Genomic DNA, 26153 nt, shown 5'->3' on the forward strand with positions numbered 1-26153 from the left:
TCGCCGACGACACCAGCGCAGCGCACTTGCGGGCTGAAGGGTCGTGGGAAACGCTCACCTGCAAAGAGACCACGCTCCACTTTGTGGTGGGTTGGATCCCTGCCGAGCGCCTGCCATTCGAGGCGTATTCGCCCCGAGCGGTTCTGGTGCACCAGCGGAACTCATCCGAACGATCGCCGGCGCCGACCAGTTGAGGAAACGGGGGGTGAACATGCGGTGGTATCTCGCGGTCCTGAGGCGCTACACGGGGTTCCACGATCGGGCTCACCGAACCGAGTTCTGGATGTTCACGGTGTGGAGCACCGTCGCCACGGTCGCGCTGTTCCTCCTCGACACCATCCTCGGCACCGGGAAGGAGTGGCCCGGGTTGTTCGGGCTCCTGTACGGCGTCACGACTGCCGTGCCGTCCCTCGCGGTCGGGGCGCGCCGCCTCCACGACACCGGTCGCTCAGGCTGGTGGCAGCTGATCGCCCTGGTCCCCATCGTCGGGCTCATCGTCCTGATCGTGTGGTGGGCGACAGAAGGCGACGGCGCCCAGAATCAATGGGGCCGCGACCCCTGCGACGACGCGCACACCGCGTGACCCCTAACCCGTCCCACCGACCCTCTCGAAGCGGCTGGCTGATCGGGCGGATGAGGCGCCACCATCCGGCTGGCTTCGGGGCCGCCCTCCGGGCCTAGCGCGACTGAAGCTGAACCCAAAACCTTTCGAAGTGGATCCCAATGTCGTGGCTGATTGTCACCCACGACCGCTCGCGACGGCCCTCGGAGGCGGGGTACTGTCCGGGTTGGGCGCTAGCTTTGGAAGATGCCCGCGCGTCGCCGCTTCTGGCATCAACTCCAGTCGAGCAAGGGCGAGGCTCGGCTAGCGGTCGATCTGCACAACCGCTCGGGCCGGGAGCGCCGACTGGAGGCTTTCATCGTCCACATGAGCCTCGCCTGGCTCAAGATGCTTCAGGCTCACTTCGACGAGCAAGGGCGCGAGCGCGAACTCTACAAACGAGACAGCAAGAAGCGTCGGCAGCGAACCGAAGATGGCGACTGGAAAATGCGATCGCTCAGCGCCCTTCTCGCCGAGACGTACACGGAGAGCAACCCAATCCGGAGAAACGTCGAGTTCTTCCTCGGCTTGCGTCACAAGGTCGAGCACCGCTACGACGGAGAGGTCGCAGCCCTTGTAGCCGGAAAGGCGCAGGCCATCGTCCTGAACTACGAGCGCGAGCTGGTCCGGATGTTCGGCGCCTCTGAGGGACTGGCCCAGGAGCTTCGCTTTCCGGTGTTCCTCGGCAGCATCACCGACGATGCCGTTGAGGTCCTGAAGGGAGTGCGTGCACGGACACCACGATCGGTCTTGGACTACATCCAAGACTTTGACGCCTCCCTCGAACCCGACGTCGCAAGCGACAGCGCCTACGAGTTCAGGGTCGTTCTCGTGCCCCAGACCGGCCCCAAGACGGAGGCTGACGTCGCCATGAGCTTCGTCCGACTCGACGCCCTAGACGATGAGCAGCGCGAGCAGGTCGAGAGAGCCTTCACCATCATTCGCGAGAAGACAATTCCTGTGCATAACGATAATGTTCTACTCCCGAAGGACGTAGCAGCGCGGGTCGTCGAACGACTTAGTTTACGTTTCACTGTGACCGACCACACGAAGTGCTGGCAGCACTACGGAGTGCGGCCGCCAGAAGGCTCTAATCATCCCGAGCGAACAAAGTCAGACTTCTGTCGCTGGGACAAGACATTTAGACGCCACGTCTACACGGTAGCCTGGGCTGAGTACCTTGTCCGTAGACTTAGAGACACAGACGAGCACCGCGCCGTACTTGGACGCGATCCTGTGCCAAGTGCCGTCGAAACGACCAGAATGTCGGCACAGCGGTAATGCCTTCTCGGAGTGCCTAGGCTCAAAGGCCGTAGCGCGGTCGCAGTCGTCACAAGCGGCGCCGCCTTGACTTCCGCCATGTACGTACTGCTGAGCGCGGCGATCGGTTCCGGCGCAACTGAGCAACCCCGGCTGGCCTTCGAGCTCGGGCCGGGATTGACGTCGATCTTCGTCGATGGAACCCTGGTTCCGCTGGGAGACTCGAACGGACTGTCGTTCTACACCGGTCAGGTAGCCCAACCCGGCACCGGAACGACACTGTCGTGCATCGCGGCCGTTAATGACGAGACATCAGGAATGAACTGCGACACAGCGGAGCGAGCAACGCGTCAGGGCGTTGCCGTCTTCCTGGCACGCCGGAACCAGAAGTACACGGCGGGCCTTGCGCTGCCAAGTGCCTCAGCGGAGGTAAAGGTGGAGACAGTGGCCATGAGTCGGTCCGGCAGACTGGCGAGCTTCGAAGTACCAACCGACGTGTCCAAAGCCGAAGTAGTTGCAGGCGGCACGCGGAGCATACTGCCGCTTCCGCGCGTCGGTCCTCCCCCGGATGCGCTTCCGTCGGAGTGAGACGTTCGTGTCCCCACATGACGCAAGTCGTTTGAGCGGCACGAAGTGCTGAGTGGTCGATGGACCACTCCGGTCACGCTACCGGCACGTGAGCGAAGGCCCGGCGTTCTGTCGCCCAAGGAACCGCTTCGAGCGACATCCCAGCGGTCTCGGCCTTGGCCGATCAACGGGAGAGAATCAGCTCAGAAGCGAGGCGGTTCCATGTGGAGTGACTTCGACGCTGCGACCAAAGCCGCCGCGGTGGTCATAGCTTCAGTCGTCGCTGTGCTTCTTGGTCGCCTTCTCCTAAGCGTGGTGACTTTGCTGCGGCCTCGATTGCGCCACACTCCGCAGGTCAAACTAGAACCTCTGCCCATACCCCAGCCGGCGCCGTAGACCGCACTCCCCAGCGAGTCGCCAGCATGCCAGCGACTTGCAGCCTGTCCGGCACCTGCTTCGAGCGGTGTCCACGGTCAAGAAGCCGCTGGTCGTCCACAGACTCGATTCGTGCATGGGCCTGCCAACCCTGGACGTGCGGCTGTAGCGGGCTCCCTCCCGATCACCGACTCGCCGTGCCAAGGGTTCTGAGACCTCGTGTGCCCGCGGAGATCGGAACTGCCCGGGGGTTGCATCGTCCCAGACGGTGGAAGGCTCCCGCGGCGGCGCGCGGTTCACCCTCCAGATACTCAGCTATGCGCAGGAGGGTATCTGACGACGGTTGGGGATCTCGCCGTCACCGCGATGGAGGTGACGCGCGACTCAGCCGTGACGTCCCGTGCAGCGATGCGAACCCCTCACCCCCGTGGACGAAGAGCGGAGCGGAGCCTCTCACGGCAGACGAGTCGATCTTGGTCATTCCGCGATAGCTCGGCGTCGGCCTCTATACAGGGCGTCGTCGTCTGGCATAGCCTGGGCGGCCCAGACGAGCACGAGGGCGGTCAGTGCCACCCCGCAAGACAGAGAAGGAGCCTCGTTCCCCCGCCGACGCGATCGACTCGTCCCTGCTGAGCGATGCTGATGAACTCGTTCGGCTGATCGATCACGAGCTCGACATCCAGAACCGCGCGATGCTTGCGCACAGGGCCAAGGTCAGCCAGCTGCGCCGGCTTCGCGCGACTGCCCGCGAGACCGACAAGGCCCCTCACGGCAAGGCGAGCCCAGGACCAAGAGCAGCCGGTCGCGGTGTCTCCTCCAACGGCGAGCTCTCCCAGCTTCCGCGGGGGGAGCGCGGAGTACTGCTTCTGCTCCGCGACGTGGGTGGACAGGTGCCACTCAACGACATCGTGTCCGCTGCGCAGGTCCGAGGCGTGATCCACCCGGCGGCGACAGCAGGTCGAGAGAACCTCCGGACCTGTCTCCGGCGCTTGGTTGGCAAGGGCACCGTCGCCCGGTCCGACGCGGGCTTCACACTGACCAAGACTGGCCGCCGAGCCGCGGACGAGCTTGCACGAGGGATCGGGGGGGCCAGCCAGCCGTAGCCCTGCGTCCAGGGCTTTCCGTCTCAGTCGGGCGGCGAGCCGCGTAACCATCGAGTGGCGCCCGCGGTGCGTGGGCCCCGGCCACATGGTTGGGCCCCAGGTGCGCTAACACCCAGGGCCCGGGTGCCACAGGTCCTTTTGGGAGGTCCACGTGGCGCCTTCGAAGATATCACTGACCCCTGACGACGTCTCCGCCGTGTCCTCGCCGGCGACCCCGCCGATCCGGGATGACGAGGGTCTTTCCGGTCCTGGGGCCGGCTCTCGCGACGCTGCGGTTCCCCGCGGCGCCCGCGGGCAGTTCCGTTCAGGCACCGGCGAGCACGAGGTCCTCGACGCCTTGGCGACGCTCTTGATCGCACTCGGGCCTGATCCGACGATCCTCGCGGCGGACACCGCCCGCCAGGAACTTGCACCCGGGTTGACGCAGATGAGGAACCTGATCAATCGCTTCGGGGTGCCGTGGGCGGGGTTGCGGTCGGTCGCGATGGCCTCTCCGGCGGACCGCGGCAAGCTCCTCGCCTCGCTGCGTACCCAAGAAGAGTTCTTCGGGACCGACCAGGAGATCCTGGATGGTCTGCGCGCTGCGGCGTATGCCCTGAGTGCCGCTCCGGATCCGATCACCTACGACCAGTGGGTCTCCGAGCAACGGGGTGCGTGGCGGCGGTCACGGGTGGCGGACCCGCCGCGGTTGGCGTGCTCGGCGACGGTGATCGACCGCTTCGCCGGGTGGCGCAGAGCCCTGGAGGACGCAGGCATCATCGTGCCGGTTCCGGGGCGCCGGGCGGCCCGACCGAGCCGGGCCGAGGCCTCGTTGGAGGCCGTCGTCCGCGCCGTCGACCTGTGCATCTCCGAGACCGGGGTCCTCCCGGCCGTCACATACCTCGAGATGTGGGCCCGCGAGAGGGACATCTGGCTTCCCTCCACCGCCCAACGCCCACCGTGGTCACGGGTCATTGCCGAAGTTCGCAGGCGACGGGACACGAACGGGCTACCGACCCCCGCGAAGAAGACCCCTCCCCGCCACGCCCCCCTGATCCTGCGCGCCGAGTTCCGTGAGAGGACGCCGGACGAGGTCGCCCGGGACGCGGCCATCGGCAACCGCCACGACCGCGCAGCGATCGTCGCGTCCCTCGCCCGCTACATCGAGCTGTACACGAGTTCGAGTCGACCGCCGCGCACGCGTCACTACCGGGCGATGCGCTACCGCGACGGGGCGTTGATCGCCTACTCCGCCTTCCGGACACACGGGTCCTTCCAGAACCTGGTGCGCGAGGCGGAGGCGCTCATCCGATCACGGGGAACCCGGAGCCGTGACGGCGGAGGGACCCGGCCATGAACCCTGGTCCCGGGTCGCGCCGGCGCCGCCGGTTCCGCTGGCCGACGAAGCTCGTCGGCGTCAGCGAGAAGAACGAGAAGCTCTTTGGCAGTGACCTGTGGCTCGTCTCCCTCGTCCGGAGCCTGGGCGGGCTCTGGGACCTCCTGAAGAGTGATCCCGGCTCGGGCCCGGGGGGAGGCCGCCCGCGGAATCCCGGGCATTGGCGCCTCCTCTGGTTGATCTATACCGCCAGCGACCACGCGGCGATGGAACCGTTCCTCGCCGCTAAACGCCACCACGAGCCGACCTGGAGAGCCTGCGGGTTCGTCCGAGACGACGGGTCGGTGTGGGTTCCCTCCTACGAGACGCTCCGGCGCCACTTCATCGAGATCGAGAGCGAGAACGAGCTCTTCCTCGAAGCCCACCGCCAACTGGTCGCGATCGCGCAGCGACGCGACGACCGCGTCGGGGAACACCTCTGGTGCGACGGCACCGAATCCCAGACCCACGCAATCGGCCACCACGACTGCGGCGTCGAGGATGACTGCCCCGACCGGGAGCTCCGGCGGCTCGTCCACCTCGACACGAAACGTGCCACGAAGATGCGCCACGCCGAGGTGACTGACGATCCGAACGACCCTGATGAGCGGGCAAGTCGCCGGAGGCTGGTACGAGCCGCGACAGAACTCGACGAGGAGGACTGCCGACCCGGCCGCCGCTACCGCGCAGGCCGGCACTGGTGGTACATCGCAGATCCCGACGCCGGGTTCCGGGTCTACAGCGATTCCTCGGGGCGGGTGAAGGAGAGCTGGGCCGGCGACCTCCAGATCAAAGTCGTCGATCTCTTCACCGGCCTCCCGATCGTGGCGCTCAGCACACCGGCAGACCAGAACGAAGTCACCAACTACCCGAAGGCGTTGTCCGCCGCCCTCTCAGCTCTCGGTGGCCAGATCCCGCGTTCCATGACCGCCGACAGCGCCTACTACAGCCGCGGCGTCTACGAGCAGAACATGCGCCTCGGCATCCTGACGGTCACCCCCACCCGCCGACGCGCCGGGGACACCGAACGCGGACGGGGGCGCCCCGGACCCGACTGGGACCAGGAGGGTGACCCCCTGTGCCGGCACTGCTCGGGTCCGACACGACGGGTCGGGTACTCAGACGCCGACGGACGCCAGCGCATCACCTTCGCGTGCCTCCTACCGAAGACGACCCGATGTGAGAGACGACAGACGATCAGCTGCTCCCGAGACCCGCGCCGGCTGCTTCCGGTCTCACGCCGGACGCCCGTCTACCGGGCCCTCAACGCGGCCGTGAAGACACTCGAGAGCTCCCACTCGAACTGGAGATGCCGGTACCGCGTCGGCGCCAAGAACCTCGACACCCGACCCAAACGCCTCGGCAACGGACCGCGGCTCCTCCGCGCCAGTGCGGCGCTGGTGATCGACTGGCTCCGGGGACTGTGGAACCTGGGGTGGATCGGACCGGGCGACAGATGCGTCGGCGAGGCAACGCCGATCCGGATACCGCCACCGCACAACTAGCTCGTAAGCGCACGCGAGACGCCAGCCTGGCTCCCAGCCACCACCACGAGCAGTAGTCAACGCCCGTCAGAGCTGGACCGACACCGTCCCCACTCAGTCACGAAACGACTGGGTGTCTCAGAACGGCTGTCAGACGAGGGCACGCGCGGGCCGAACTGAGCGCGCCTCTCACAGCCCCGACGAATCAGGGACCTGGCGCACCTCCAACCGATGCTCGAGAAGCCGAGCGGATCTCCACGCCCTACTTATGGGGAGAGTTGTGCGCACTGTCCAGGAGGCGACGGCGGGATTTGAACCCGCGGATAGCGGTTTTGCAGACCGCCGCGTTAGCCACTTCGCCACGTCGCCAGGACACATCGGGCACCGGTTTGCGCGCAGGACCGTGGTCCGGTGTGGTCCGGCGGCAGACTCCACCGGCCACGAGAACCAGCAGCGGCTGGCCCAGATGCCGCTCACCAAGCCGCTCTTGATCGAAAGAGCGGAGCAGGCCCGGAGGGACTCGAACCCCCAACCCCTGGTTTTGGAGACCAGTGCTCTACCAGTTGAGCTACGGACCTGTGATGTGTGAACCGCTGTGGTGTTGCCATGAGGCCGGCTCGGGTTCGCGACCGTCTCATGAGTGCAGGGGGCAGGATTCGAACCTGCGATCGGCGGAGCCACCTGTTTTACAGACAGGTCCCTTGAGCCAGCTCGGGCACCCCTGCTCGCAATGAGCGGACACACGACTCACGCCCGCGACGTGAGGCTGCATCCATGTCCTTCTCTGTGGTTGTCAACGTGCTGCGCGATCTTCGATCCCCGCCGAGGCGGGATGGGAGAGAGAGGATTCGAACCTCCGACACCTGGTTTTTCAGACCAGTGCTCTACCGAGCTGAGCTACTCCCCCAAGGTGTGTTCGGGCACAAAAAAAGCGACCCGTTCAGGTCGCCTCGAGAGACTGGAGCGTGATCTGCGGTCGCCGGTTATGGCAGCCCGATCTCTCCCTCGAGGCGGGTGGCAAACCAGCAGTAATAGGTGGCACCGGTGTTCATGTCAGTGACCATACCACCTCTGTCAACCAGTGCATGTCTCGGGGCGGTACGTCTGTCGCGGAGATTCATGTCCCCGGTGGCGACTAGGCTGCCGGCGGCCCTGCGAGGGCCTGCTCTTGCGAGTCCAGCGACCCGACGGGGAGGAACGAATGAGGCGACCGTGGGATTCCGGAGGGGCGGCGAACCTCGCCGCCTGGGCGGCCCTGATTGTCCTCGCCGGCCTGCTCCTCTCAGGGTGCGGAGGTTCGGATTCGGAGGCGTCGGTCTCCGTGCGGACGGTCACCGTGACCGAGGGCTCGGACGCGGCCGCCGAGGCACCGAGCGCCCAGGAGGGGGCGGAGGTCACCGAGGAGATCAACGGGCGGACCGTGTTGCCCAGGAAGATCGGTCAGACCGGGACCGACGGCGCGATCGCCTTCCGGGTTACCGCCCTCGGGCCGAGCGAGACGATACCGCTCGAGTACAGCGACCCGATCGCCGCTCCCTCGGGGGCCCGGTTGATTCTCGCGACCGTTGAGATCCGCAACGTGGGCAGCGTGAAGGTCGACCCCTTCTGCGGCAACACGGGCGCGATCTTGATCGACGATCAAGGCCGCAACTTCGAGGCCGACATGGACTCGGTGTCGATCACCGGCAACTCCATCTGCACGGGGGTCCAGCCTGGCTTCCGCTCCACGGAGAAGTTGGCCTTCGCGATACCGGACGGGGCGAAGGTCTCCGCCCTCGCCCTCTGGGACCGGGATGAGGCCGATGACTACGAGGGGATGACCTACGTGCGCTTCAGCCGCTGACGCAATGGGCGCCGGCCGGGCTCCTTGCGTCAGGGCCCGGCCGGCGGGCGATCAGCGCAGGATGGGCAGACGCTCAGGTCCGATCCCGGGGAGCACACGGGCCGCCTCGACGCCCAGCCAGCTCTCGAGCAGCGTCGCGTAGACGTGTCGGAAGTCGGTCGTGACCCGCAGGTTCTTGTTCGGATCGAGTGAGCCCAGTCCGGGGAACTCGGATCTGATGCCGCCGTTGGCGTGGTCTCCGACGAGGAGCAGGAGGCCGCCGGCGCCGTGGTCGGTGCCGAGGCCGTCGTTGACCTGGGGGCGCCGGCCGAACTCACTCCAGACGAGTGTCATCACCCGGTCCGAGATGCCGCGCGCCTGGAGGTCGGCCTGCCAGGCGGCGAGGCTCGAGCCGAGATCCCCGAGCAGTCGCCGGTGGTCGTCGGGCTGGTCGTCGTGGGTGTCGAAGCCGCCGATCGACAGGGACGCCACGCGGGTGCCGAATCCCGCGCCGAGGATGCGCGCGAGGCCGGAGAGCTTCTTGCCGAGGTCCGTGTCGGGGTATCCCGCACGCCCCTTCTGCTTGGCGAGGGGCGCAAGCTTGTCCTGGACGTGGAAGGCGTTGTTGTAGGCCTGACGGGCCGCCGCGAGGCCGGCGGAGGGCCGCCCCCCACGCGCGGCCTGGCGGTAGGCCTCGGTGAAGTTTCGCTCCCACACTCCCGGCATCCAGAAGCCGACGCTGCCGGGGTCGTGGACCGTCGCCGTCGGCGCCCGGTGTGAGGCGAGGACCGGGTCGGGCGACCAGTCGACGCTGATGCCCTGGAGCGGGTTGCGCTTGGCTCCGAGCTCCTCGAGCGTGCGGCCGAGCCAGCCGCTGGTCGTCCGCGTCGGGCCGACGATCCCGCGGCGCCAGTAGGCGGATGAGCTGAAGTGGGATCCGTCGGGCTCCGGGTAATCGACGGCGGGGAGGACGCTGACCAGGCCCTGGTTGTAGAGACCCGAGAGGCCGCCGAGGGCCGGGTGCCAGCCGAAATCGGCTGAGTCCGGCAGCGCGATCGTCGTCTCCGGGGCGATCGCGAGGCCTCCGCGCAGCGGGGCGTAGCGGGGGTCGGTCAGCGGGACCAGAGTGTTCAGGCCGTCGTTACCTCCGTCGAGGTAAAGCGAGACGAGGATGCGCCCGGCGGGAGAGGCGGCGGCATCGGCCTGCGCTGCCTCGATCAGCTCCTTGGTGCCCATCGACCCGAGCGCGGCGCAGGCGACCCAGAGACCCACCCCGCGCTCGAGGATCTGCCGGCGCGTCATGCCATGGGAGGTGTCGACGCCGGCGAGGCCCTCGAGCGCCTCAACAGGCAGGGGCACCGCACGCCCGGCGCCGCGGCGGAGGAGGCTCCTGCGGGTGATGGCGTGGTCCTCACAGCCGGTGTGGGTCTGGTCATCGAAGGTCATGGTCGGCTTCCTCTCAGCACACCTGTGCGTCCGGTCCGGCGAGCAGCAGGTGCCGGAGGACCCGCTGACGCTCGGGGTAGTAGTGGCGGACCTCCCAGTCCTCGTGGCGGCCGGCCACCGACGTCCGCGCGTACCGCTCCAGCGCGGCCGTGGTGCTCGGACCGACTCGGGGCCGGCCCGTCGCCGCCATCGCGCTCCTGATGGCCGCGGCAGGGCTCTGGTTGCGACTGATCGACCCGTCCGGTGGGCCATCTCCGAGAAGCCGCGACGCCGCGTCGAAGCGTGCCTTGATTGTGCTCGTCGAGAGGAAGGCGGGGCCCGACTCCCAGCCGGCGACATTCGGAGGATGGAAGGGCACCTGCGCCATCTGCTCGAGCATCCAGACCCAGTGCTCTCCCTCCACCCGGGTGGCCGTCTGCCGGTGCATGCCGGCGACGTAGACGAAGGGCGGCTTGACCATGTCGGGCGCTTCCAGGTCCGCGTAGAAGAGGTCGGACATCAGGATCGCCCGCAGCACCGGGCGGATCTGGGTGCCCGAGTCGCGGTAGCGGCGTACGAGCTTGTCGAGCAGGAGCCCCGGCAGCGGACGAGGGCTGAAGTAGCTCCAGAGCTTCGCGCACAGATACGGGGCGTGGTTGGGGTGGGACACGGCGATCCTGACCGTGTCGAGCGGTGCCCAGTTGCCGACCTGCCCGAGGATGTTCTTGGGTGTGTCGTCGTGGCGCCGCGGGTCGTAGCCGAAGGTCCTGGTGCGGCCGTCGTGGGTGAACCCTGTGAGCGCCCGCGCGGCCTCGCGGACATCGGACTCGGTGTAGCCGTTGTTGACCCCGAGGGTGAAGAGCTCGAAGAGCTCCCGGGCGTAGTTCTCGTTCGGGGCGCGCTTGTGAGAACCGCTGAGGTTCAGGAATCGCTGCATCGCGCCGTCGAGGGTCATCGCCTTGGCGAGGTCCTCGAAGCGGCCGAGGGCCCCGGAGCGCAGGGTCGCGTATTGGGCGAGCATCAGGCCGGTGTCGCCCACTGAGTCGTTGGAGGTGGCGAAGTGGTCGTGCCAGTTGAAGGTCATCCGCTCGAGCAAGGGCTGGTTGGTGCGCGCCGCGCGGTCGAGCCACCAGAGAACGTCGTGCCCGTAGGCGTTCACCGGGTCGATCGGGGCGCCGTCCACACGTGCGGGCCCGGGCTTTGAGCGGAGCTCCGGGGCGCGGGCCTCGAGCAGGTGCTGCACGGTCCTCTCGAGACCGCGGGTGGCGTGGTGGTCGAGCTCAGCCGGTCCGGCGCCGAACCCCGCGCGCCACATCAGGCGCTCGATCTTCTTGCGCTCCCGCGCGCGTCGCGCCGCCGCACGGGCGCGGCGTGCCTTCGGGGCGGGGCGGGAGCTCACGAGCGGTCTCGGCGGGCCGGCGCCTTCTTGACCACGATCGTCGTCTCCATGCCGTGGGCACGGTGTCCGGTCAGCGAGCACCAGACCCGGTAGCGACCCGGGCCGAGGCGCACACGCACCTCGCCGAGTCCCTCGGAGGGGATGACCCGGCTGCGCGCGACGACCTTCCCGTTGGGACGTGAGATCACGACGTCGTGGTCGTCCTCTCCGATGTTCTTGATCTGGAGGCGGATCGGTCCCTCACGGAAGTTTGACCGCGAGAGGTTGAGCGCGAACTCGGTGGCGAAGGCGAGCGCCCGCTGGGGCGCCGGCTTCACAGGGGCGGAGGGACGAGCAGCGATGACGGGGCCGCTGGCGATCGCCGCCGTCCCGAGTGCGCCGAGCGCAAGTGCGGTGATAACGAGGCGGCGTCGTGTCCGTGGCGATGAGGCCATCTCCGCACCATGCGAGGGTGCGCATCGACGTCAGGTCAATCCCCGACACCAAGGGTCCGCCACCGCTCATCCGACTACGTTCATCACGTGAGTCATCGGCTCCACTTGACCTGTCAGCGCCGATGCAGGCGGGCTCCGCCGCCGTAGCTTGAGTGGGCATGCTCGACGCCCTCTACAGCCCCGACCTCTTCCTCGAGCCGCGTCTCGGGACCACCCATCGACTCGGCCCCAGTTGGTACCTGCCGGCGAGTGCGGGGCGTCCACTGATCGCCGCGGGGACGATGGACCACGGAGAAGCGAGCTGGCGCCTCGAGGCCATGAGCGGCACCTACGACCTGCTGCCTGCCCCGCTGAAGCCGGGGATCGCGTCGATCTGCGAGATCCGAAGGAGCTCCCAGAGGCGTTCCGGTGCGCACGAACCGGCCGAGCTCGCCAAGGCGGGTGGGAACACAGCCGATGCGGACACTCGCACGGGGCGCATCCGATTCCACGAGAGCCTCGTGAACAACGACACACAGCGCCTGTTCACCTCAGCCGTCCTCGCGCACGAGGCGATGCATGTCCTGGCCGGCTCCTACAACGCCAAGCTCACCCCAGCGCAGAGGCGCGAGTGGCGGACCGCGCTCATGGCGGACATGCGCCACGGGCGGCGGTTGGGACGACGCCTCCAGCCCCTCGCCCGCGAGATCATCCCGGGTCGCTCCATCTACCTCCACCTGGGTCCCATCGCCCAGGACCCGACGGACCTCGGTCTCGCACGCCACCTCCGGCTGGGAGGGCCGTGGCTGAGCGACTATGTCGCTGTCATCCGGGCCAACTCGATCCGTCGGATCGCCGCCCATCACCGCGAGAAGGCCCGCGACGCGCGCTGGGTGGAGCATTGGGTCCAGCAGACCGCCGATGCCGAGGATCTCGCCTGCGCCGCGGGCTACTGGCAGCTCTCACGGCTCTCGGGTGAGCTGTTCGACGGGTTCTCCTTCGAGCGCCTCTACCCGTTCAGGGCCGCCGTCCTGGGGCGCTGGCTCGCGCGCTGAGCCCTCCTTGGGGCGCGAGTTGCAGATCAGCCGGGAGGCCGTCCACCGCGCCGGGACGCGGCCTCCGCCTCCAAGGCGAGGACCTCGCGCCTGATCGAGCGAAGGCGCCGACGGCCGGAGAAGCCGACGACGCAGTGAGCGCCTTCGACGAGGAGGCTCACTCCGCAGATCAGCGCGCCCACCACGAGCCACGGGTATCCGAGGACACCGTCGCCCTGGCGCACGAGGATGAGTCCGGCGCCGAGGAGGAACGCCCCGGACAGCCACTCGGTGAGGTTGGTCCCGCTGACGCCTCGCCCTCGCTGGAAGAAGCGACGGACCCGCATGATCGCAGGACGGACATGGTCGAGCGCAAGAGGCATGCCCCCACGATACGACGGTGCGGCCGATGCGCCGGGTGTACCTCCGTCAACGACAACTCCGTCGATCCCGATCCGGACGGGGCGCTCGTCAGGGTTTCGCAGGCGCGGCACCCCCTCGAGACTGACATGCGAGAGGGCCGCGTTCGTCGGGGAACCGCACCTACTCTCCTGTCGGTGAGCGATGAGAACGACCGCCCTGATGAGGCGACCCGCGCGCGCCTTGTCGGCGGCAGCGCCCTCCCCTTCGGCGTGATGATGCGCGCCGGCGACAGGATCTCTGTCTGCGTCAGGCGACCTGATGACTCGCTGGCGGTGCGTGGATTCACTGCGCCGACACCTTGGCTGTCGCGGCACCGCCTCGCGCGCCTGCCGGGGATCCGCGCCCTCTTCTCGATTCGCGCCTCCGGGACCAGCGCCAAGAGGGCCTTCGAGGTCATGGCGGATCTGATCGAGGAACCCCGCGAGACCGATCGCACCCCTCCCTCGCGTCCCATGGTCGCCCTGGCGGCGGTGGCCGGGGGCCTGATCGGCCTCTCCCTCCAGTTCCTCCTGTTCCGCCTCGGCCCCCTCGTACTCGCCAAGGAGGCCGGCCTGACCGGTGCGGCGTTCATCCTCGCTGAGGCGACACTGCGCGTGGCGTTGCTGCTCGGCACGCTGCGGCTGATCGCCCTCGCGCCCAGGTCTCGGAAGCTCCTCGCCTACCACGGCGCCGAGCACCAGGCGATCGCCGCGCACGAGGCCGGCGGCCCCCTGACCGCAGCCCACGCCGGGCGCTTCAGCCGCTTCCACCCGCGCTGTGGAACCAGCTTCCTGATCGGCTCGGCGCTGATCTCGATTCCGATCTACGGAGCGATCCTCGCCCTCACCGGGGCGTTCAGCTACACGGCGCTGATCCTGACCCGGATCATCTGCGCGCCGTTCATCACCGCGATCGCCCTCGAGGGCCAGCGACTGGTCTCCAAGGGGTCGGGCCGGACCGCCCGCATCCTGCGGATGCCGGGGATGACAGCCCAGCGCCTGACGACTGCAGAGCCCGGACCGCGTGAGCTCGAGGTCGCCTGCTGCGCCCTGGACGACGCGCTGCGGGCCGGCTCACCGTCGCGCTAGCGGCAGCTGGTCGCCATGGTCAGCATCGTCTTGTCCGAGAGGTCGCCGCGCAGGGTGTTCGTCAGCCAGACCGTCGTCGCGCCCTGGGTGAAGGCGACGACGCGCAGGTGCCCGGCATCGCGGTAGAGCCGGTACCGGCGGCCGTCGATGGTGCGCGTCTCGTGCGGCTGGTCGAGGATCGGCGGGCGGTCCCAGGCGCTCCACATCCAGAGGAAGCTGCGGCCTGAGCCGAGGCTCCCGGCAAGGGCGATCGAGGGCTTGTTGTTCAGCCGGTAGCTGCGGTGGTTGTCCTCCAGGTAGCTGGAGCCCACCGGCCGGCGCGCCGGCGCACACACCGCAAGCCCGCCGGCATCCGCCGACAGGCCTTCCAGGAGCGCGGCCGCCTGTCCCCCGTCGTCGCCCGTCCCGTCAGCGGCCACGGCGCGATCCTCGCGGGTGGAGCCCTCGACTCCGCTCCCCTCTCGGGAGGCCTGGGGAACCGGCTCGCGCGGGGCGCTCGGGTCATGCCAGGCCCGCATGACCTCCTGGACCTCCTCTGGGTCGGCGTAGAGGTAGTAGCGCCCGTCGGACTCGAGCCCGCCCGTGGTGGGGATGGTGAAGCGGTACACCCGGTCCGGGGCGACGTCGCGGACGGCGTTGACGAGGTCGATCAGCTCCGTCAGGGATGAGATGTCGCTGGTCGTGGCGTCGGCAGTGGCCTCGAGGACGTTGCGCAGCTTTCCGGGGTTGCTCGGCCCGAGAGTGGTGGAGAGGACCCTCTTGAGCTCGGAGAGGAACATCTGCTGGCGGGCCTGGCGGAAGTAGTCCGAGTCGGTGTGGCGGAAGCGCGCGAAGCTGAGAGCGTCCGCGCCCTCGAGCTTCTGGTAGCCGACCTCCAGGTCGATATCCGCGTAGTTGTTCTCCGCCGAGCCGTCGTTGCGGTTGAAGTACCGCTGGTCCACTGACAGGTAGACGCCGTCGAGTGTCTCGACGAGCTTCTGGAAGCCGGCGAAGTCGACCACGGCGAAGTGGTCGATGCGCACCTGGAAATAGTCGCGCACGGTCTCGATCGTGAGCGCCGGGCCGCCGATCGAGTAGGCGCCGTTGATCTTGAAGTCCTGGTGCTTGGGGATCGGCACCTTCAGGTCCCTGGGGATCGACAGCAGCGAGATCGTCCCCTTCGCGTCATCGAGGCGGGCGAGGATCAATGTGTCCGAGTTGCCTCCGGAGCTGGTACGGGTGTCCGACCCGATCAGCAGGACGTTGGTCGTCTGCTGAGCGCCGGCGGGAGCGGGAAGATCGACCTCGGCCGACCCGGGCGCCCCCGTGCCGAGGAAGGGCAGGGTCGCATCTACGACCGCGGCCTTGTCCCCGGATCCGAAACGGTCCACGAGCCTCTCCCCCTGCCACCAGGCCCAGCCGGCGACACCGCCTCCGATCAGCAGGAGGGCGCATGTGAGCGCGCCGAGTCCGCGGAGGATGCGAGCGCCCCGTCTCCGTCTGCGCGGTGAGGTGGTCGGCGCCGAAGCGATCACCGGCGGCTGGTCGAGCCTCACGGGCCCTCCTCCGCTTGTGCGAGAAGCGTCGCCGCGTCGCGGATCGTGACGCCGCGTGAGAGGACCGCCATCAGCGCGTCCTCGGCGTCGTCCGAGCTGAGGCCGCGGCTCTCCAGCGCCTCACGCGCCTCGACGAACAGGCAGACGGGCACCGGCAGCGCAGCCGGCAGGTTGACCACCCGGGCGCGCTCGATCTCTGAGATCAGCTGGCTGGCGCGCTTGTCGGCGATCCCCGGCATGCGGGTGAAGAAAGACCTGTCGCGCCCTGCCGCCGCCCGGAGGATGTCGATGGTGCGGCCGGACCCGACGACCGCCTGCGCGCTTGCGGGGCCGATCCCGTGGATCAGGCCGAGCGCGCGGAAGAGGTCCCGACGCACCGGGTCTGAGAACGCATAGAGCTCAGGCCCCTGATCGCTCCAGAGCATGTGCAGGCTGAGGACCACCACTCCCCCGCGCCGGCTCTCGATCGTCTCGAGGTCACGGGCGCTGATCAGGGCGCTGAGGCCGAGCGGGCCCACGCCGAAGAACACCCGATCAGCGCGGGCGGTCCAGTCGTGGATCTGGGCGTGGTCGAGGAACATCGTCAGGCACGAGCGACACTAGGCGCGCCGTTCGAGATCCCGCGCAGCCTTCGCACAGCGGGGATGGACGCGCTCGCCGAACAGCGAGGTGAGTGCCAAGGGCAGTCTGGCCGCCCGGCGGGATCGATCCACTCGGGGATCTCCGCGGGAGGCCCGTTACCGGGCCTGCGTCGGCTCCCCCGAGACGATGAGAGCCGAGCCGCGGTCCGCCCGCGTGCCAGGTGCCCCCTCCGTGTCGCCGGCGGGTCCCAGCGGCGCTGGTGAGGAGACCTCCGGGGCCGACGCCCCGGCTGCTGGCAGGGCGGGCTGGGGAGCCGGTCTGGGCGGGTTCGTGTCTCGCGGGCGGTTGGCGCCCTTGGGGTCGATCCGGAGCGCGGTGTGAGCGGCGAGTCGCCGGCTACGGATGAGAGGGTCCGAGAGCCTCTCGACGAGCTCGTACAGGGGCCAGCGACGATCAGGCCGCGGGTCTCCGATGTAGGCCGCGACGGGATCTTGCCAGCCTCCTGCCTCCAGCTCGGCCCGCGACACCAGGATGATCGGCGCCGGCCGGGTGATCCCCCGGCTCACGAGGACCTCACGCAGCCGCATCCCGATCTTGCGCACGCGCGAGGCGATCTCGAAGACCATGATCACCGGGACCGAGTACTCATCGATGTCCAGCTGGGGGAACCTCTTGCCGGCCGCTCCCGAGAGCGCCAGGGCGTGGTAGCCGAGAAGCTGATCGACGACGTCCGGGATCAGACGCGAGCCACGGTCGAACTCGAGGTAGAAGGGGCAGGCCCACGAGCTCGGCCAGCCCGGACGTGGATCCACGAGCGAGCCACTGACACTGGCGAACCCGTCGGGGAGGACGAGCCGGCGCTCCCCGCGCAGCCGGTCCTGGAACGAGAGGCCCATGTGGCGGGGGCCGTACCAGTTGACCGGGGGGACATCCAGACGCACACGGGCCCCGCGACTTGAGACCTCGCCGCCGCGCGCGAGCTCGCCCATGCGTGCGATCAGCATGTTCGCCATCAGGTCGTGGGTCAGGAGCTTGGTCCCGATCTGGTCGGGCCGGACGGTGAAGTGCTCGGGCCACACACGGGCCTGGTAGCGCGCCTCGACCCAGGGCGTCGAATCGCGGCCGAGGAACCACAGGGGTTCACCGTCGGGGCGCCCGAAGAGCGGCTTGGGCGGATACCAGCGGTAGAGGAAGTCATGGCGGGCGAGGCCGAGCAGGTCCGTGACCACCTCGGAGTTCTTCGACAGCCGCTGGCGCCGCGGCGGGTAGTAGAGGGGGGCGATCATCTCCGCCGTGACGAAGCGCATCCGCCATACGAGGTCGATGATGGACCGCAGGTGGGGCCGGGCACGCTCGATCGAGGCGATCAGCAGCTCCCGGTTGATCCGCCGCCCCGGCCGCGGCTGGAGGACCTGATGGTCGCGGAAGTGCTCGAGCACCGCGCGGGCGCTCATGGCCGATCCCGATGCGCCAAGGCGATCGGAGATCTGGTCGGCGCCGTCGTGCTGGTAGGCCCAGAGGCGCCAGAGCTCGACCGAGGCCTCGTCGTCGACGCTCCTGGAGTAGGCACGGCACAGCTGACACGTCGAAGAGCCCATTGGATCGCGACAGTAGGCGGCCCTGAGACGCCCTGAGCCCAACCTCCGGCCGTCACGGTTATAGAGAAGGGCCCTCTCGGGACCATCAGCCCCGTCCACGTCTCGCCCAGCATCACGGGCCCATCCGCTGCTGACGCAAAATCCCCTGCAAATAACAACCTATGAGTCGCCATACGCCGCCCACCGGCCGCCGCGCACCTCCCCCGCCACGCCTTCCACACAACCCTCCTCGTGACAAAAGCCTCCTTCCCCGGAGGTCGTACGGCCCCCGTGTAAGCCTCTCGATGAGCCACCAACCCCTGATGGCCTGAGTCGGCTACGGCTCCAAAGGTATGAATCTCGTAGGAAAACGCTGCGCCGGTGACACTGGGAGCCGCCCTGGCACGAATCATGGAGGACGAGCCCTGCTGGCACCCCGCGTGCCGGCAGAGCGAAACCCTCCCGAAGACAGGTGACCGCTGTGCTCTCAGCTGCCTCCGCTGGTTCGCAACGGCTGCTCGGGCGTGGCCCGGCCCGGATTCCCGGGCGCGACGCGGCTCGGATGCCAGGATCCGACACGACTCGGATGCTCAGCGCACTCGAGACACTGTTCGTCCCGCGCTCGCTCCTGCTCGCAGCCCAGGAGGCCGCGGCTCAAAAGCCCCCTCGGCATGACCGCCTCCAGGACGCGATCAACTCCAGTGCCAGTCTCACCATCCATCTCTTCCGTGTCGGCATGTCGGCGCCCACAGCTCCCACCTCAGTAGGGACCGACGTGATGGGGCTCTCATCGCGCCTTGGCTACCCCTGGCTGCTGGAGACCCTCCAGGGCCTGCGTCAGCACTCGACGGACGGGTGCTTCCGATCGGTCGCTCGTGTCCGCCATGACGTCTCGGTTGCCGCGATCGCGGCCGCTCTGGCCGGCGACCTCTGCCCGCGCCGGGTCGAGAGCGCGCGCCTGGCCGGACTGCTCCACGACATCGGCGAGCACCTGCTGATCCGTCTGATCGGTCTCGAGGGCGATCGCGAATCATCCGACGACTCGCCGGAGGCGGATCGGAGACTCCGCGCCGACCATGCAAGCGTCGGTGCCTGGGCTTGCCGGCAGGTCGGCTTCTCCCCCGACATCGTCCGGGCGGTCGAGTCCCACCATCGCCTCGACCCGCCGATCGGTTCACTGGAGCGTTGCGTCTGGCTGGCCGAGGCCATCACCCATGCGGATGACTCGGAGGAGGGCTACCGACGGGCGATCGCCGCAGCGGAAGCGGTTGGGGTGAGCCGCGAGCGGGTGGAGATCCTGGCCGCGATCTCGAGCGGCTCCTGTTCGGTCGCCTCGGCATTGTCGATGAACCGCGTCGACAATCCCCTCGCCCCGCGTCAGCGACAGATCATGCGTCTGCTCGCCGCCGGCGTCGCGCCGCCGGAGATCGCAGTCCGGCTGCGAATCGCCCGTTCGACCGTCCACAACACCCTGTCGCAGATCTACCGGAAGCTCGGCGTCAGGGACTCGGTGCAGGCCGTCCTTCTCTGCGAGCGGCAGGGCTGGCTCTAGTTGCGGCGTGTCAACCGCGGCGCCCGATCGACGCCTCCGGGTGTGGCGCATGTCGACGCGGTCGGCGCCGCGCCTCCCCGCTCGCTAGACGCCCCTCAGACCAGCCTGGTGCGGGGCGCGAGCGCGACGCTGGTCCCGGGGTCGCCGCCAAGCTCCCGGTAGATCGACGAGACTCCCGCGACCCAGTTGGCGTTCAGGCCAGCGGGGTCGTTGCCGGCGCCGATCGGCGCCCACTTGGCAGCGATCTCCACGATGCTCTCACGGCCCTCGGCCAGGTAGTAGGCGGACAGCCCCTTTGCCACCGTCTCGATGTTCTCCTCCCAGCTTGCAAAGGGCAGGTGAGGTCCCCAGCCGAAGGCGTTGTTCACGGCCGCGCCGGGGCCAGCGGTGCCGAGGAGGCTCTCGTGTCGCGCGACGGCGACGAGGAACGCCGGGGAGATGCCGTGGGCCCGGCCTGAGCGGACGAACGCCTCACCCAGCCCGACCAGGGGCGAGTCCGGGGTGCGGGCGAGCATCCACTCGTCCAGGCGCCCCGCCTCGTCGGGCGATGCGACCGCGGAGCGGTAGCCAGAGTCGAGTGGGCCGGCCGAGGCGACCGCGTGGGAGGTGGTCATCCCGAGGCGCTCAGGGTCCGGACCGTCGCTGTGCTCCACGCCAGCGATCATCGCCAGCATGGTGATCAGGATCAGGAGGACAACCCAGGCAGGGACGATGGGATCGTGAGTGCGGCGGTATCGGCTCATGCCGACAACATCCGTTGGGCGAACCTCGCTGCATGTGAGCCCGCAACAGCGATTACATGAGCGAGAAGGCGACTCTCACGGAGGGGTAGGTGCAGCGCACACTCATGCCGGGGTCAATCCGCCGGACCAGTCCTTGGAGGGTCGTTCGAGGCGAGAACTCGACGCCGTTGTCGAATCCGGCCCCGCGGGCGGCACGGATCGCATCCTGGAAGAGCACCGGCGCCACCAGCTGCGTGACGAGCAGCTCGGCAAGCCTCGTCGGATCCGACTCGACTCGCCCTGAGGTCGCCGAGACGAAGGTCCGCTGCGGCGCGGTGAACGAGACCCGGGCGACCGCAGCGCGGAAGTCATCGAGGCAGTCCTCCATCAAGGGGCAGTGGAAGGCGCCCTCGACCGCGAGGCGACGCGCGCGCCATCCCCGGCCGATCGCGGCCGCCTCGACTCCGGCCAGGGGCTCCGTGAGCCCGGAGACCACTACCTGCCCCGGGCAGTTGACGTTCGCCGGCCACACCCCTCCGACGCCGGCGCAAAGCTCGGCGATCTGATCGAGGTCCGCTCCGAGGATCGCACTCATGCCCCCGGGGCGGCGGGCGGCGAGTGCCGAGGTCAGCTCCGCGCGGATCCGCACCAGGCCGATGGCGTCAGCGAACGAGAGGACTCCGCAGCTGACAAGCGCCGCGTACTCCCCAAGCGAGTGCCCGAGGGCGCCGCCGCTCGATGCCGTGTGCTCGATGCGCCAGGCGGCGACGCTGCAGGCAAGCACGAGCGGCTGGCAGATGGCGGTCTGAGCCAGCTCGTCCGCTCCGGCGTCCGTCCCGATGAGGGCGAGGTCCGCGCCGATGATGTCGGAGGCCTCTCCCATGGTCCGGCGCCCGGCCTCGTGTTCCATCAGCGGGCCGGCCATCCCGGGCTGCTGAGATCCCTGACCGGGGAACAGGTCGATAGAGGATGAGGGCGCGATCACCGCTCAAGGTCTACAGACCACCGCGCTGTGACCGACCCCGTTCTCGCTGAGAATCCGGCCCGTGTCCATCCGGTGCCGCTTAGATCATCCCCATGGGATTGCGGCGTCGCGCTCACACCCGGTTGCCCGTGCGACCGTGGGCGAGCGCCAACGAGGTTCTCGACGCCCTGGCTTACCAGGCAGGCGAGGTCGCCGATCGCCTCATCGCCGCAGAGCTCGAGCGCCAGCGCCGACTCGGAGCTGCAGAGGGCTGGCTCCTGTTCGGGCCGGGGCGCGGGCGCCTGGCCGATGCCACTGGCCCTGCGTCTGACCTGCGCCAGCTCCTGGCCATCTCCGTCGCTGGCCAGGGAGGCCGCTCCCACGCCGCCAGCTGCCTACTGGTGCGCCGCGCGCGGGCGCACCAGGCAGAGCACCTGCGCCTGCTGGAGGCCGCCCGCTCAGAGCCGGGCGGTCCTGCATGGACGGCGATCGCCGCGACTTATCGCCTGGATCACGCCGCCGTGAGGATCGATCATCTGGCCATCGAGGCCAGGAGGCTCGAGCAGGACCTGGCCTGCCCGCCGGTCGCCGACGCGGCCACGGTGGAGATCCGCGCGCAGGTCGGCCAGGAGGCACAGACCCTCCGCGACCTCGTGGAGGCCCACCTGGCGCGCGAGCGACGCCGTGGCCGGCACACCGACGCCGCGGCGGTGAGCGCCGAGGCGCGCCGCCGCGGGATCGTCCTGGCCGACCCCTCAGGCCGTCCCGAGCAACCAGACCTCGGCGTCGGCAGCCTCCTCCGGGGTGACCGGCGGCCGGTCGACCTGACCCAGTAGGGCCTCGAGGCGCACGGCCATCTCCGGGTCCAGGCGCCGGATCTGCGTCAGGACGGTCTGGGAGATCTCCCCGCCGAGGCAGGCCAGGCAGAACGCCTGGGAGACGGCCTCCTTGCCATCCTCGTCGTCGGCGCCGAGGCGGCCGAGCAGGTCCCTGATGTCCTCCCGCACTCCATCGAGGTCGAGAGCATCCTCCTGGGCGCACCACCAGCGCGCGGCTGCGGTGAGGAGCCGGCGCCGCAGACGGCCGACAGGAGCTCGGGCCTCGAGCGGGTCCGGCCATCCGGCGGCGAGCAGCCGCAGGCTCCAGAGCATCTCGAGGACCCGCTCCTCACTGGCCCCCTCGGGGACACCGAGGTGGACGACGTCCTCCTCTCCCCAGGTGTCGAACAGGTCCTGGTGCCCGGGCTCGGGGTTGTCAGTGGCCGGCACCAGCCGGACCTCGAGGGGAAGGAACCCCGCAAGCGCATCGCGGAGAAGAACGGAATGTGCGACCCGGTCGCGTACATCTCTGGGGGCCTGGGTCAGTGGCGCGGCCATGGGCGGAAACCTCCGCAGGATCGTGTGGCGAGCGCGATCTCACCGGAGTCCGGTGAGGCGACGATCAATGAAGTCGATCGTGGACTGATCACATCACGCAACGAGAAAAGTGCATGTGAAACAGGGTGTTTCACGGCTCGACTGTGAGCTTCTGGGAGGTTACCGCTACCTCCGGCCGGTCATGACCTCTCCGCGAGTCGAGCGGCGATCGCCGAAAGACGACCTACCGTCTCCATGTGAGTGACCTCTTCATGCCGGGTGGCGACTCCGCTCTCTCAGCGCGACTCGCCCAAGCTCTCGGAGCCCAGTGGGAAGCTCGCTGCAACGGCGTCCTGATCGCTTGCATCGGAACCGATCGCAGCACGGGGGACAGTCTCGGTCCGATCACCGGGGACCTCCTCGACCGCTCGGCGCCCGCGGGTGTCACGGTAGTCGGGTCGATCGAGGATCCCCTTCACGCCCTGAACCTCGAGGGTCGCCTGACAGCGTCGCTTGCCACGTTCAAGGCCCGGCCTCTTGTCATCGCGGTCGACGCCGCGCTCGGAGACCTCCGCCACACCGGAGGCCTTTTCCTCACCGAGGGGCCGCTGGTTCCCGGCTCCACGGTCGGCAAGGGGCTACCGGGCATCGGGGACATCTCGTTGTCGGGCGTCGTCGGCCCCCTGGATGAGGAGCCGATGCTGACCCTCTCCTCGATCAGGTTGCACCTGGTGGTCCAGATGGCCCGCCGGATCGACAGTGCCCTCCGAGGCGCGCTGGCGCTCTCAGAGAGCGATGGTCAGGCCGCGATGTCCTCGAAGCCGAGCCGGCGGGTCTCGTCGCTCAGCGGGGCGTGCTCGGAGACGAACTCCAGGATCAGTGGCAGCCGGGCCTGGTCGGCGAGGTAGTGGCTGATCCCGTGCCGGCCGAGCAGGCAGGGGTCGGCAAGTAGGCCCTCGTCCCAGCGGAAGGCCCCTTGGCAGTCCCTCTCGATCTGGATCAGGACGGCGTTCTCCTGGGCGAACACATCACCCTCGCGGTCAACGCGGCCGCGGTACTCGGGATGGATCTCCATCCGGATGACGATCGGGCGTTGCCGGCCGGGGAGGACATCGAGGTAGGCGCCGATCGGGACGATTCGCGCCTGCCAGGTGCAGAGGCGCTCGCTGAGCGCCGTGGCGATCGCCTGCGCAATGTCGGAGTTCGTGCTCACCGCCCGCACCATAGGTGCATCACCCTCGGGCGGATGGCTTTCACGTTGACCTCACCCGGCATCGGCCGGAGCGTCGCGCCGGACGAGAGCGACCTCGACCGTGCCGAGCTCTCCACCGGACGAGATGTCGAGCTCCACCCGGTCTCCGGGCTGGTAGGCAGAAAGCAGGGAGAGCAGCTCGGCGATGCCGCGCACCGGCAGATCGTCGATCCCGCGGATGACGTCATTCACCCCGGCCTTGCCCGCCAGGGGACTGCCGGCATCAAAGCCGGTGATCACCACGCCGCCGGCGCCGCCGGGCGCCTCGGCAACCTGGATCCCGAGCCCGGGTCGCTCCACCTGACCACCATCGAGCCAGATCCGGAGGTTGCGCTCGACCAGGTCCGAGGGAACCGCAAAGGCGACCCCGACGTTGGCCGAGTTGCCGGCGTCGGCGATCTGGGTTGCGACCCCAACCACCCGGCCCTCGGCGTCGAGCAGCGGCCCGCCCGAGTTGCCGGGGTTCACCGCCGCGTCGGTCTGGATCGTGTTGGAGATCAGCAGACCGTCCGGGGCGACGATCTGCCGGTTCAGCGCCGAGACGATGCCGGTCGAGGCGCTCAGCTCGAGACCGAACGGGGCCCCGATCACCAGGATGGGCTGCCCCGGCGAGAGATCCGTCGCTGAGCCGAGCGAGAGCGCAGGCGGGAGGGTGCCCTGATTCACCTTGAGCAGAGCGAGATCGGCGGAGACGTCGACGCCGACGACAGTCGCCACCCGCGGCTCGCGATCCGAGGGGAAGGAGACCATCACCGAGCGCGCGTCCGAGACGACGTGCTCGTTGGTCAGGATGCGATCGCCCTCGACCACGAACCCGGAGCCGCTCCCCGCCTGCCCGTCGGCCCCCACGGACTCGATGAAGGCGATCGACCCGGCGGCCTCCTGATAGAGCGTCTGAGGATCGAAGGCTGGCCGCGGGACGGTCTCACCGCGCAGGTCTGACGGCCCGATAACCACCATGCAGAGGGTCGCCACGCAGACGGTGAGCGCCGCGAAGACGCCGGTGATCACCAGTGCGACGGGGAAGCTCGGATGGCGGGGGCGCATCCGCCGATTGATGTCAGCCGGCTCGCCACATCACCGCGCTTTCGCTTTGGCCGAGTTCCGAGCATCCACGGGCTCGCCAGGCCTAGCCTGGCCTGTGAGATGGACGCTGAGCACTTCGACTTCGCCCAAGCCTTCGGCGAGAAACCCGCGGTGGCGCCGACAGGGGTCCCTCCGGCGATCTGGCGACTCCTGATGTACGAGGATCGCGGGCACCGGGCGAAGGAGGCGGTCGGGCTCTGGGAGCAGGACGACGAGCTCTGGTTCGTCTGCGCACTCCCGCTTCCCGCCCTGCGCGGCCTGAGCGGACCGCTGCTGATCTCACCGGTGGCGAACGCCCCTCAGATCACCCTCAGCCTCACCGGCCCGAGCGAATCGGCCGGGCTCCACGTGGTCTACGACCTCCGCCAGGCCTCGGCCTACGGGGTCTGGGAGCGCCTCCTGGAGCAGGATGTGCTCCACGGCGCCTGGGTGGACACGCTCGAGGGGCGCGTGATCGCTCGCCGGCTACTCGGCCTGCGAACGGTCAAGCCCCTGATCACGGACGCCTTGCAGCACGCGCTGATCTCGGCGCCGCTCAGCCCCTGATCAGATCGTCGGGGCGGAGAGCGGTGAAGCCGGCCCGAGAAGGGTCTTCAGGCGCTCGGTGAAGTCCGGCGTCCAGGTCTCGGTGTGCTCGATGCCGAGGCGGTCGATCACCTCGGCGTTGTAGGGCCAGCGGAGAGTGAGGACCCTGATCCCGCCGGCGTGGGCCTGCTCGATCGTCTCCGGCTTGTCGTCCACCAGGACGTCGATGCCCTCCTTGACGCACTCGGCGATCTTGTCGTAGAAGCCGCAGCGGACCTCGTGGACCGGAGCCCTGAACTCGGCGAGGAACTCACAGACGTGGTCGATCACGTCATCGGGACGCGCGGTCATCACCACGATGTGGTAGCCCGCCGCCTCGAGTTCAGCCAGGGCGAGCTCGACGCCCGCCAGCAGGCCGTGCGGGCGCATTCCCTCGATGACGAAGCAGCGCCGGAACCATCGCATGACCTGCTCCGGCGTTCCGAGAGAATCGATCCCACCCCACTCGGCCGAGATGATCGCAAGGAGCTCGTCCTCATCACGACCGAGTTCCGCGGCCGCCTCCCGGGCTGTCGCCCTGCTGAGGTCCCACAGAGTCGAGTCGAAGTCGAGGGCGATCGCCCGCTGTCCAGGCACGCGCGCCTTCAGGACCGTCGTTCTCATACCGTGAGACTGA

At 68.9% G+C, this 26153-nt stretch carries 25 protein-coding genes and 4 tRNA genes; 12 read left to right on the forward strand and 17 right to left on the reverse strand.

The window, feature by feature from the left end:
- The first annotated feature begins 211 nt into the window (after window positions 1–211).
- The 5 genes from IU369_RS22145 to IU369_RS22165 all read left to right on the forward strand — a co-directional run bounded on the left by IU369_RS22145 (window position 212) and on the right by IU369_RS22165 (window position 6765).
- The gene (locus IU369_RS22145; protein WP_217925187.1) at window positions 212–583 is read left to right on the forward strand and encodes a DUF805 domain-containing protein; all 372 of its coding nucleotides are present in this window, start codon (window positions 212–214) and stop codon (window positions 581–583) included.
- A 225-nt stretch (window positions 584–808) separates the two neighbouring features.
- Window positions 809–1882: a DUF3644 domain-containing protein gene (locus IU369_RS22150; protein ID WP_343233264.1), complete on the forward strand. Its 1074-nt coding sequence runs from the start codon at window positions 809–811 to the stop codon at window positions 1880–1882.
- Between the two features lie 78 nt (window positions 1883–1960).
- On the forward strand, window positions 1961–2449 hold the full coding sequence (locus tag IU369_RS22155; RefSeq protein ID WP_217924612.1) for a hypothetical protein: 489 nt from the start codon (window positions 1961–1963) through the stop codon (window positions 2447–2449).
- Between the two features lie 1608 nt (window positions 2450–4057).
- Window positions 4058–5242 (forward strand): hypothetical protein, encoded by a 1185-nt coding sequence (locus IU369_RS22160; protein WP_217924613.1) that lies wholly within the window; start codon window positions 4058–4060, stop codon window positions 5240–5242.
- Complete coding sequence (locus IU369_RS22165) at window positions 5239–6765, forward strand: hypothetical protein (protein WP_217924614.1); 1527 nt, start codon at window positions 5239–5241, stop codon at window positions 6763–6765. Before IU369_RS22160 ends, IU369_RS22165 begins: the two co-directional genes overlap by 4 nt.
- Window positions 6766–7040: 275 nt before the next feature.
- Here the strand turns inward: IU369_RS22165 and IU369_RS22170 are convergent.
- From IU369_RS22170 to IU369_RS22185, 4 genes are all read right to left on the reverse strand, one after another.
- Window positions 7041–7113 (reverse strand) — tRNA-Cys (locus tag IU369_RS22170).
- Window positions 7114–7249: 136 nt separating this feature from the next.
- Window positions 7250–7322, reverse strand: a tRNA-Trp gene (locus tag IU369_RS22175).
- A 63-nt stretch (window positions 7323–7385) separates the two neighbouring features.
- Window positions 7386–7469: transfer RNA gene (locus tag IU369_RS22180), tRNA-Tyr, on the reverse strand.
- Window positions 7470–7577: 108 nt separating this feature from the next.
- A tRNA-Phe gene (locus IU369_RS22185) sits at window positions 7578–7651 on the reverse strand.
- Window positions 7652–7945: 294 nt separating this feature from the next.
- On the opposite strand from IU369_RS22185, the gene IU369_RS22190 reads away from it, so the two are divergent.
- Window positions 7946–8587, forward strand: a complete 642-nt coding sequence (locus IU369_RS22190) for a hypothetical protein (RefSeq protein ID WP_217924615.1) — start codon at window positions 7946–7948, stop codon at window positions 8585–8587.
- A 51-nt stretch (window positions 8588–8638) separates the two neighbouring features.
- Here the strand turns inward: IU369_RS22190 and IU369_RS22195 are convergent, their stop codons facing one another.
- The 3 genes from IU369_RS22195 to IU369_RS22205 are packed head-to-tail and all read right to left on the reverse strand — an operon-like array spanning window position 8639 to window position 11824.
- Window positions 8639–10012, reverse strand: a complete 1374-nt coding sequence (locus IU369_RS22195; RefSeq protein ID WP_217924616.1) for a DUF1501 domain-containing protein — start codon at window positions 10010–10012, stop codon at window positions 8639–8641.
- A 13-nt stretch (window positions 10013–10025) separates the two neighbouring features.
- Window positions 10026–11390, reverse strand: coding sequence for a DUF1800 domain-containing protein (locus IU369_RS22200; RefSeq protein WP_217924617.1), 1365 nt, complete (start codon window positions 11388–11390; stop codon window positions 10026–10028).
- Window positions 11387–11824: a hypothetical protein gene (locus IU369_RS22205; protein WP_217924618.1), complete on the reverse strand. Its 438-nt coding sequence runs from the start codon at window positions 11822–11824 to the stop codon at window positions 11387–11389. The genes IU369_RS22200 and IU369_RS22205 overlap by 4 nt, the downstream gene beginning before the upstream one ends.
- A gap of 158 nt (window positions 11825–11982) precedes the next feature.
- On the opposite strand from IU369_RS22205, the gene IU369_RS22210 reads away from it, so the two are divergent.
- Complete coding sequence (locus IU369_RS22210; protein ID WP_217924619.1) at window positions 11983–12858, forward strand: hypothetical protein; 876 nt, start codon at window positions 11983–11985, stop codon at window positions 12856–12858.
- Between the two features lie 26 nt (window positions 12859–12884).
- Here IU369_RS22210 and IU369_RS22215 read toward each other — a convergent pair whose 3' ends face one another.
- A complete protein-coding gene (locus IU369_RS22215) occupies window positions 12885–13220 on the reverse strand; it encodes a hypothetical protein (RefSeq protein ID WP_217924620.1) in 336 nt (111 codons plus the stop codon).
- 174 nt (window positions 13221–13394) lie between these two features.
- Here IU369_RS22215 and IU369_RS22220 point away from each other — a divergent pair, with 174 nt between their 5' ends.
- Window positions 13395–14327, forward strand: coding sequence for a DUF1385 domain-containing protein (locus IU369_RS22220; RefSeq protein WP_217924621.1), 933 nt, complete (start codon window positions 13395–13397; stop codon window positions 14325–14327).
- Here the strand turns inward: IU369_RS22220 and IU369_RS22225 are convergent.
- The 3 genes from IU369_RS22225 to IU369_RS22235 all read right to left on the reverse strand — a co-directional run bounded on the left by IU369_RS22225 (window position 14324) and on the right by IU369_RS22235 (window position 18042).
- The gene (locus tag IU369_RS22225) at window positions 14324–15697 is read right to left on the reverse strand and encodes an LCP family protein (RefSeq protein WP_217924622.1); all 1374 of its coding nucleotides are present in this window, start codon (window positions 15695–15697) and stop codon (window positions 14324–14326) included. The genes IU369_RS22220 and IU369_RS22225 overlap by 4 nt on opposite strands.
- Before the next feature lie 161 nt (window positions 15698–15858).
- Window positions 15859–16443: a helix-hairpin-helix domain-containing protein gene (locus IU369_RS22230; RefSeq protein ID WP_217924623.1), complete on the reverse strand. Its 585-nt coding sequence runs from the start codon at window positions 16441–16443 to the stop codon at window positions 15859–15861.
- 156 nt (window positions 16444–16599) lie between these two features.
- Window positions 16600–18042, reverse strand: a complete 1443-nt coding sequence (locus IU369_RS22235; protein ID WP_217924624.1) for a replication-relaxation family protein — start codon at window positions 18040–18042, stop codon at window positions 16600–16602.
- A 565-nt stretch (window positions 18043–18607) separates the two neighbouring features.
- On the opposite strand from IU369_RS22235, the gene IU369_RS22240 reads away from it, so the two are divergent.
- On the forward strand, window positions 18608–19573 hold the full coding sequence (locus IU369_RS22240) for a LuxR C-terminal-related transcriptional regulator (RefSeq protein ID WP_217924625.1): 966 nt from the start codon (window positions 18608–18610) through the stop codon (window positions 19571–19573).
- 95 nt (window positions 19574–19668) lie between these two features.
- Here IU369_RS22240 and IU369_RS22245 read toward each other — a convergent pair whose 3' ends face one another.
- Both IU369_RS22245 and IU369_RS22250 read right to left on the reverse strand, forming a co-directional pair.
- Window positions 19669–20238 carry a glucosaminidase domain-containing protein gene (locus IU369_RS22245; protein WP_217924626.1) on the reverse strand — a complete coding sequence of 190 codons (570 nt, stop codon included), beginning with the start codon at window positions 20236–20238 and terminating at the stop codon, window positions 19669–19671.
- A gap of 130 nt (window positions 20239–20368) precedes the next feature.
- Window positions 20369–21280, reverse strand: coding sequence for an ACP S-malonyltransferase (locus IU369_RS22250; RefSeq protein WP_217924627.1), 912 nt, complete (start codon window positions 21278–21280; stop codon window positions 20369–20371).
- A gap of 128 nt (window positions 21281–21408) precedes the next feature.
- Here IU369_RS22250 and IU369_RS22255 point away from each other — a divergent pair, with 128 nt between their 5' ends.
- On the forward strand, window positions 21409–22095 hold the full coding sequence (locus IU369_RS22255) for a hypothetical protein (RefSeq protein WP_217924628.1): 687 nt from the start codon (window positions 21409–21411) through the stop codon (window positions 22093–22095).
- On the opposite strand, the gene IU369_RS22260 is transcribed toward IU369_RS22255, so the two are convergent.
- Entirely contained in the window at window positions 22015–22527 is a 513-nt protein-coding gene (locus IU369_RS22260; RefSeq protein WP_217924629.1) for a hypothetical protein, read from the reverse strand. The genes IU369_RS22255 and IU369_RS22260 overlap by 81 nt on opposite strands.
- A gap of 359 nt (window positions 22528–22886) precedes the next feature.
- Between IU369_RS22260 and yyaC the strand changes: the two genes are divergently transcribed.
- Window positions 22887–23522, forward strand: coding sequence for a spore protease YyaC (gene yyaC / locus IU369_RS23920; protein ID WP_425516846.1), 636 nt, complete (start codon window positions 22887–22889; stop codon window positions 23520–23522).
- On the opposite strand, the gene IU369_RS22270 is transcribed toward yyaC, so the two are convergent.
- Together IU369_RS22270 and IU369_RS22275 are read right to left on the reverse strand one after the other, a co-directional pair.
- Window positions 23414–23827, reverse strand: a complete 414-nt coding sequence (locus IU369_RS22270; RefSeq protein WP_217924631.1) for a hypothetical protein — start codon at window positions 23825–23827, stop codon at window positions 23414–23416. The genes yyaC and IU369_RS22270 overlap by 109 nt on opposite strands.
- Before the next feature lie 51 nt (window positions 23828–23878).
- Window positions 23879–24877 carry a S1C family serine protease gene (locus IU369_RS22275; RefSeq protein WP_217924632.1) on the reverse strand — a complete coding sequence of 333 codons (999 nt, stop codon included), beginning with the start codon at window positions 24875–24877 and terminating at the stop codon, window positions 23879–23881.
- 135 nt (window positions 24878–25012) lie between these two features.
- On the opposite strand from IU369_RS22275, the gene IU369_RS22280 reads away from it, so the two are divergent.
- Entirely contained in the window at window positions 25013–25498 is a 486-nt protein-coding gene (locus tag IU369_RS22280) for a hypothetical protein (protein ID WP_217924633.1), read from the forward strand.
- On the opposite strand, the gene IU369_RS22285 is transcribed toward IU369_RS22280, so the two are convergent.
- Entirely contained in the window at window positions 25499–26140 is a 642-nt protein-coding gene (locus tag IU369_RS22285; RefSeq protein ID WP_217924634.1) for a hypothetical protein, read from the reverse strand.
- Window positions 26141–26153 lie beyond the last annotated feature (13 nt).

Origin of the sequence: Miltoncostaea oceani (assembly GCF_018141545.1) — a bacterium.
Taxonomy (GTDB): domain Bacteria; phylum Actinomycetota; class Thermoleophilia; order Miltoncostaeales; family Miltoncostaeaceae; genus Miltoncostaea; species Miltoncostaea oceani.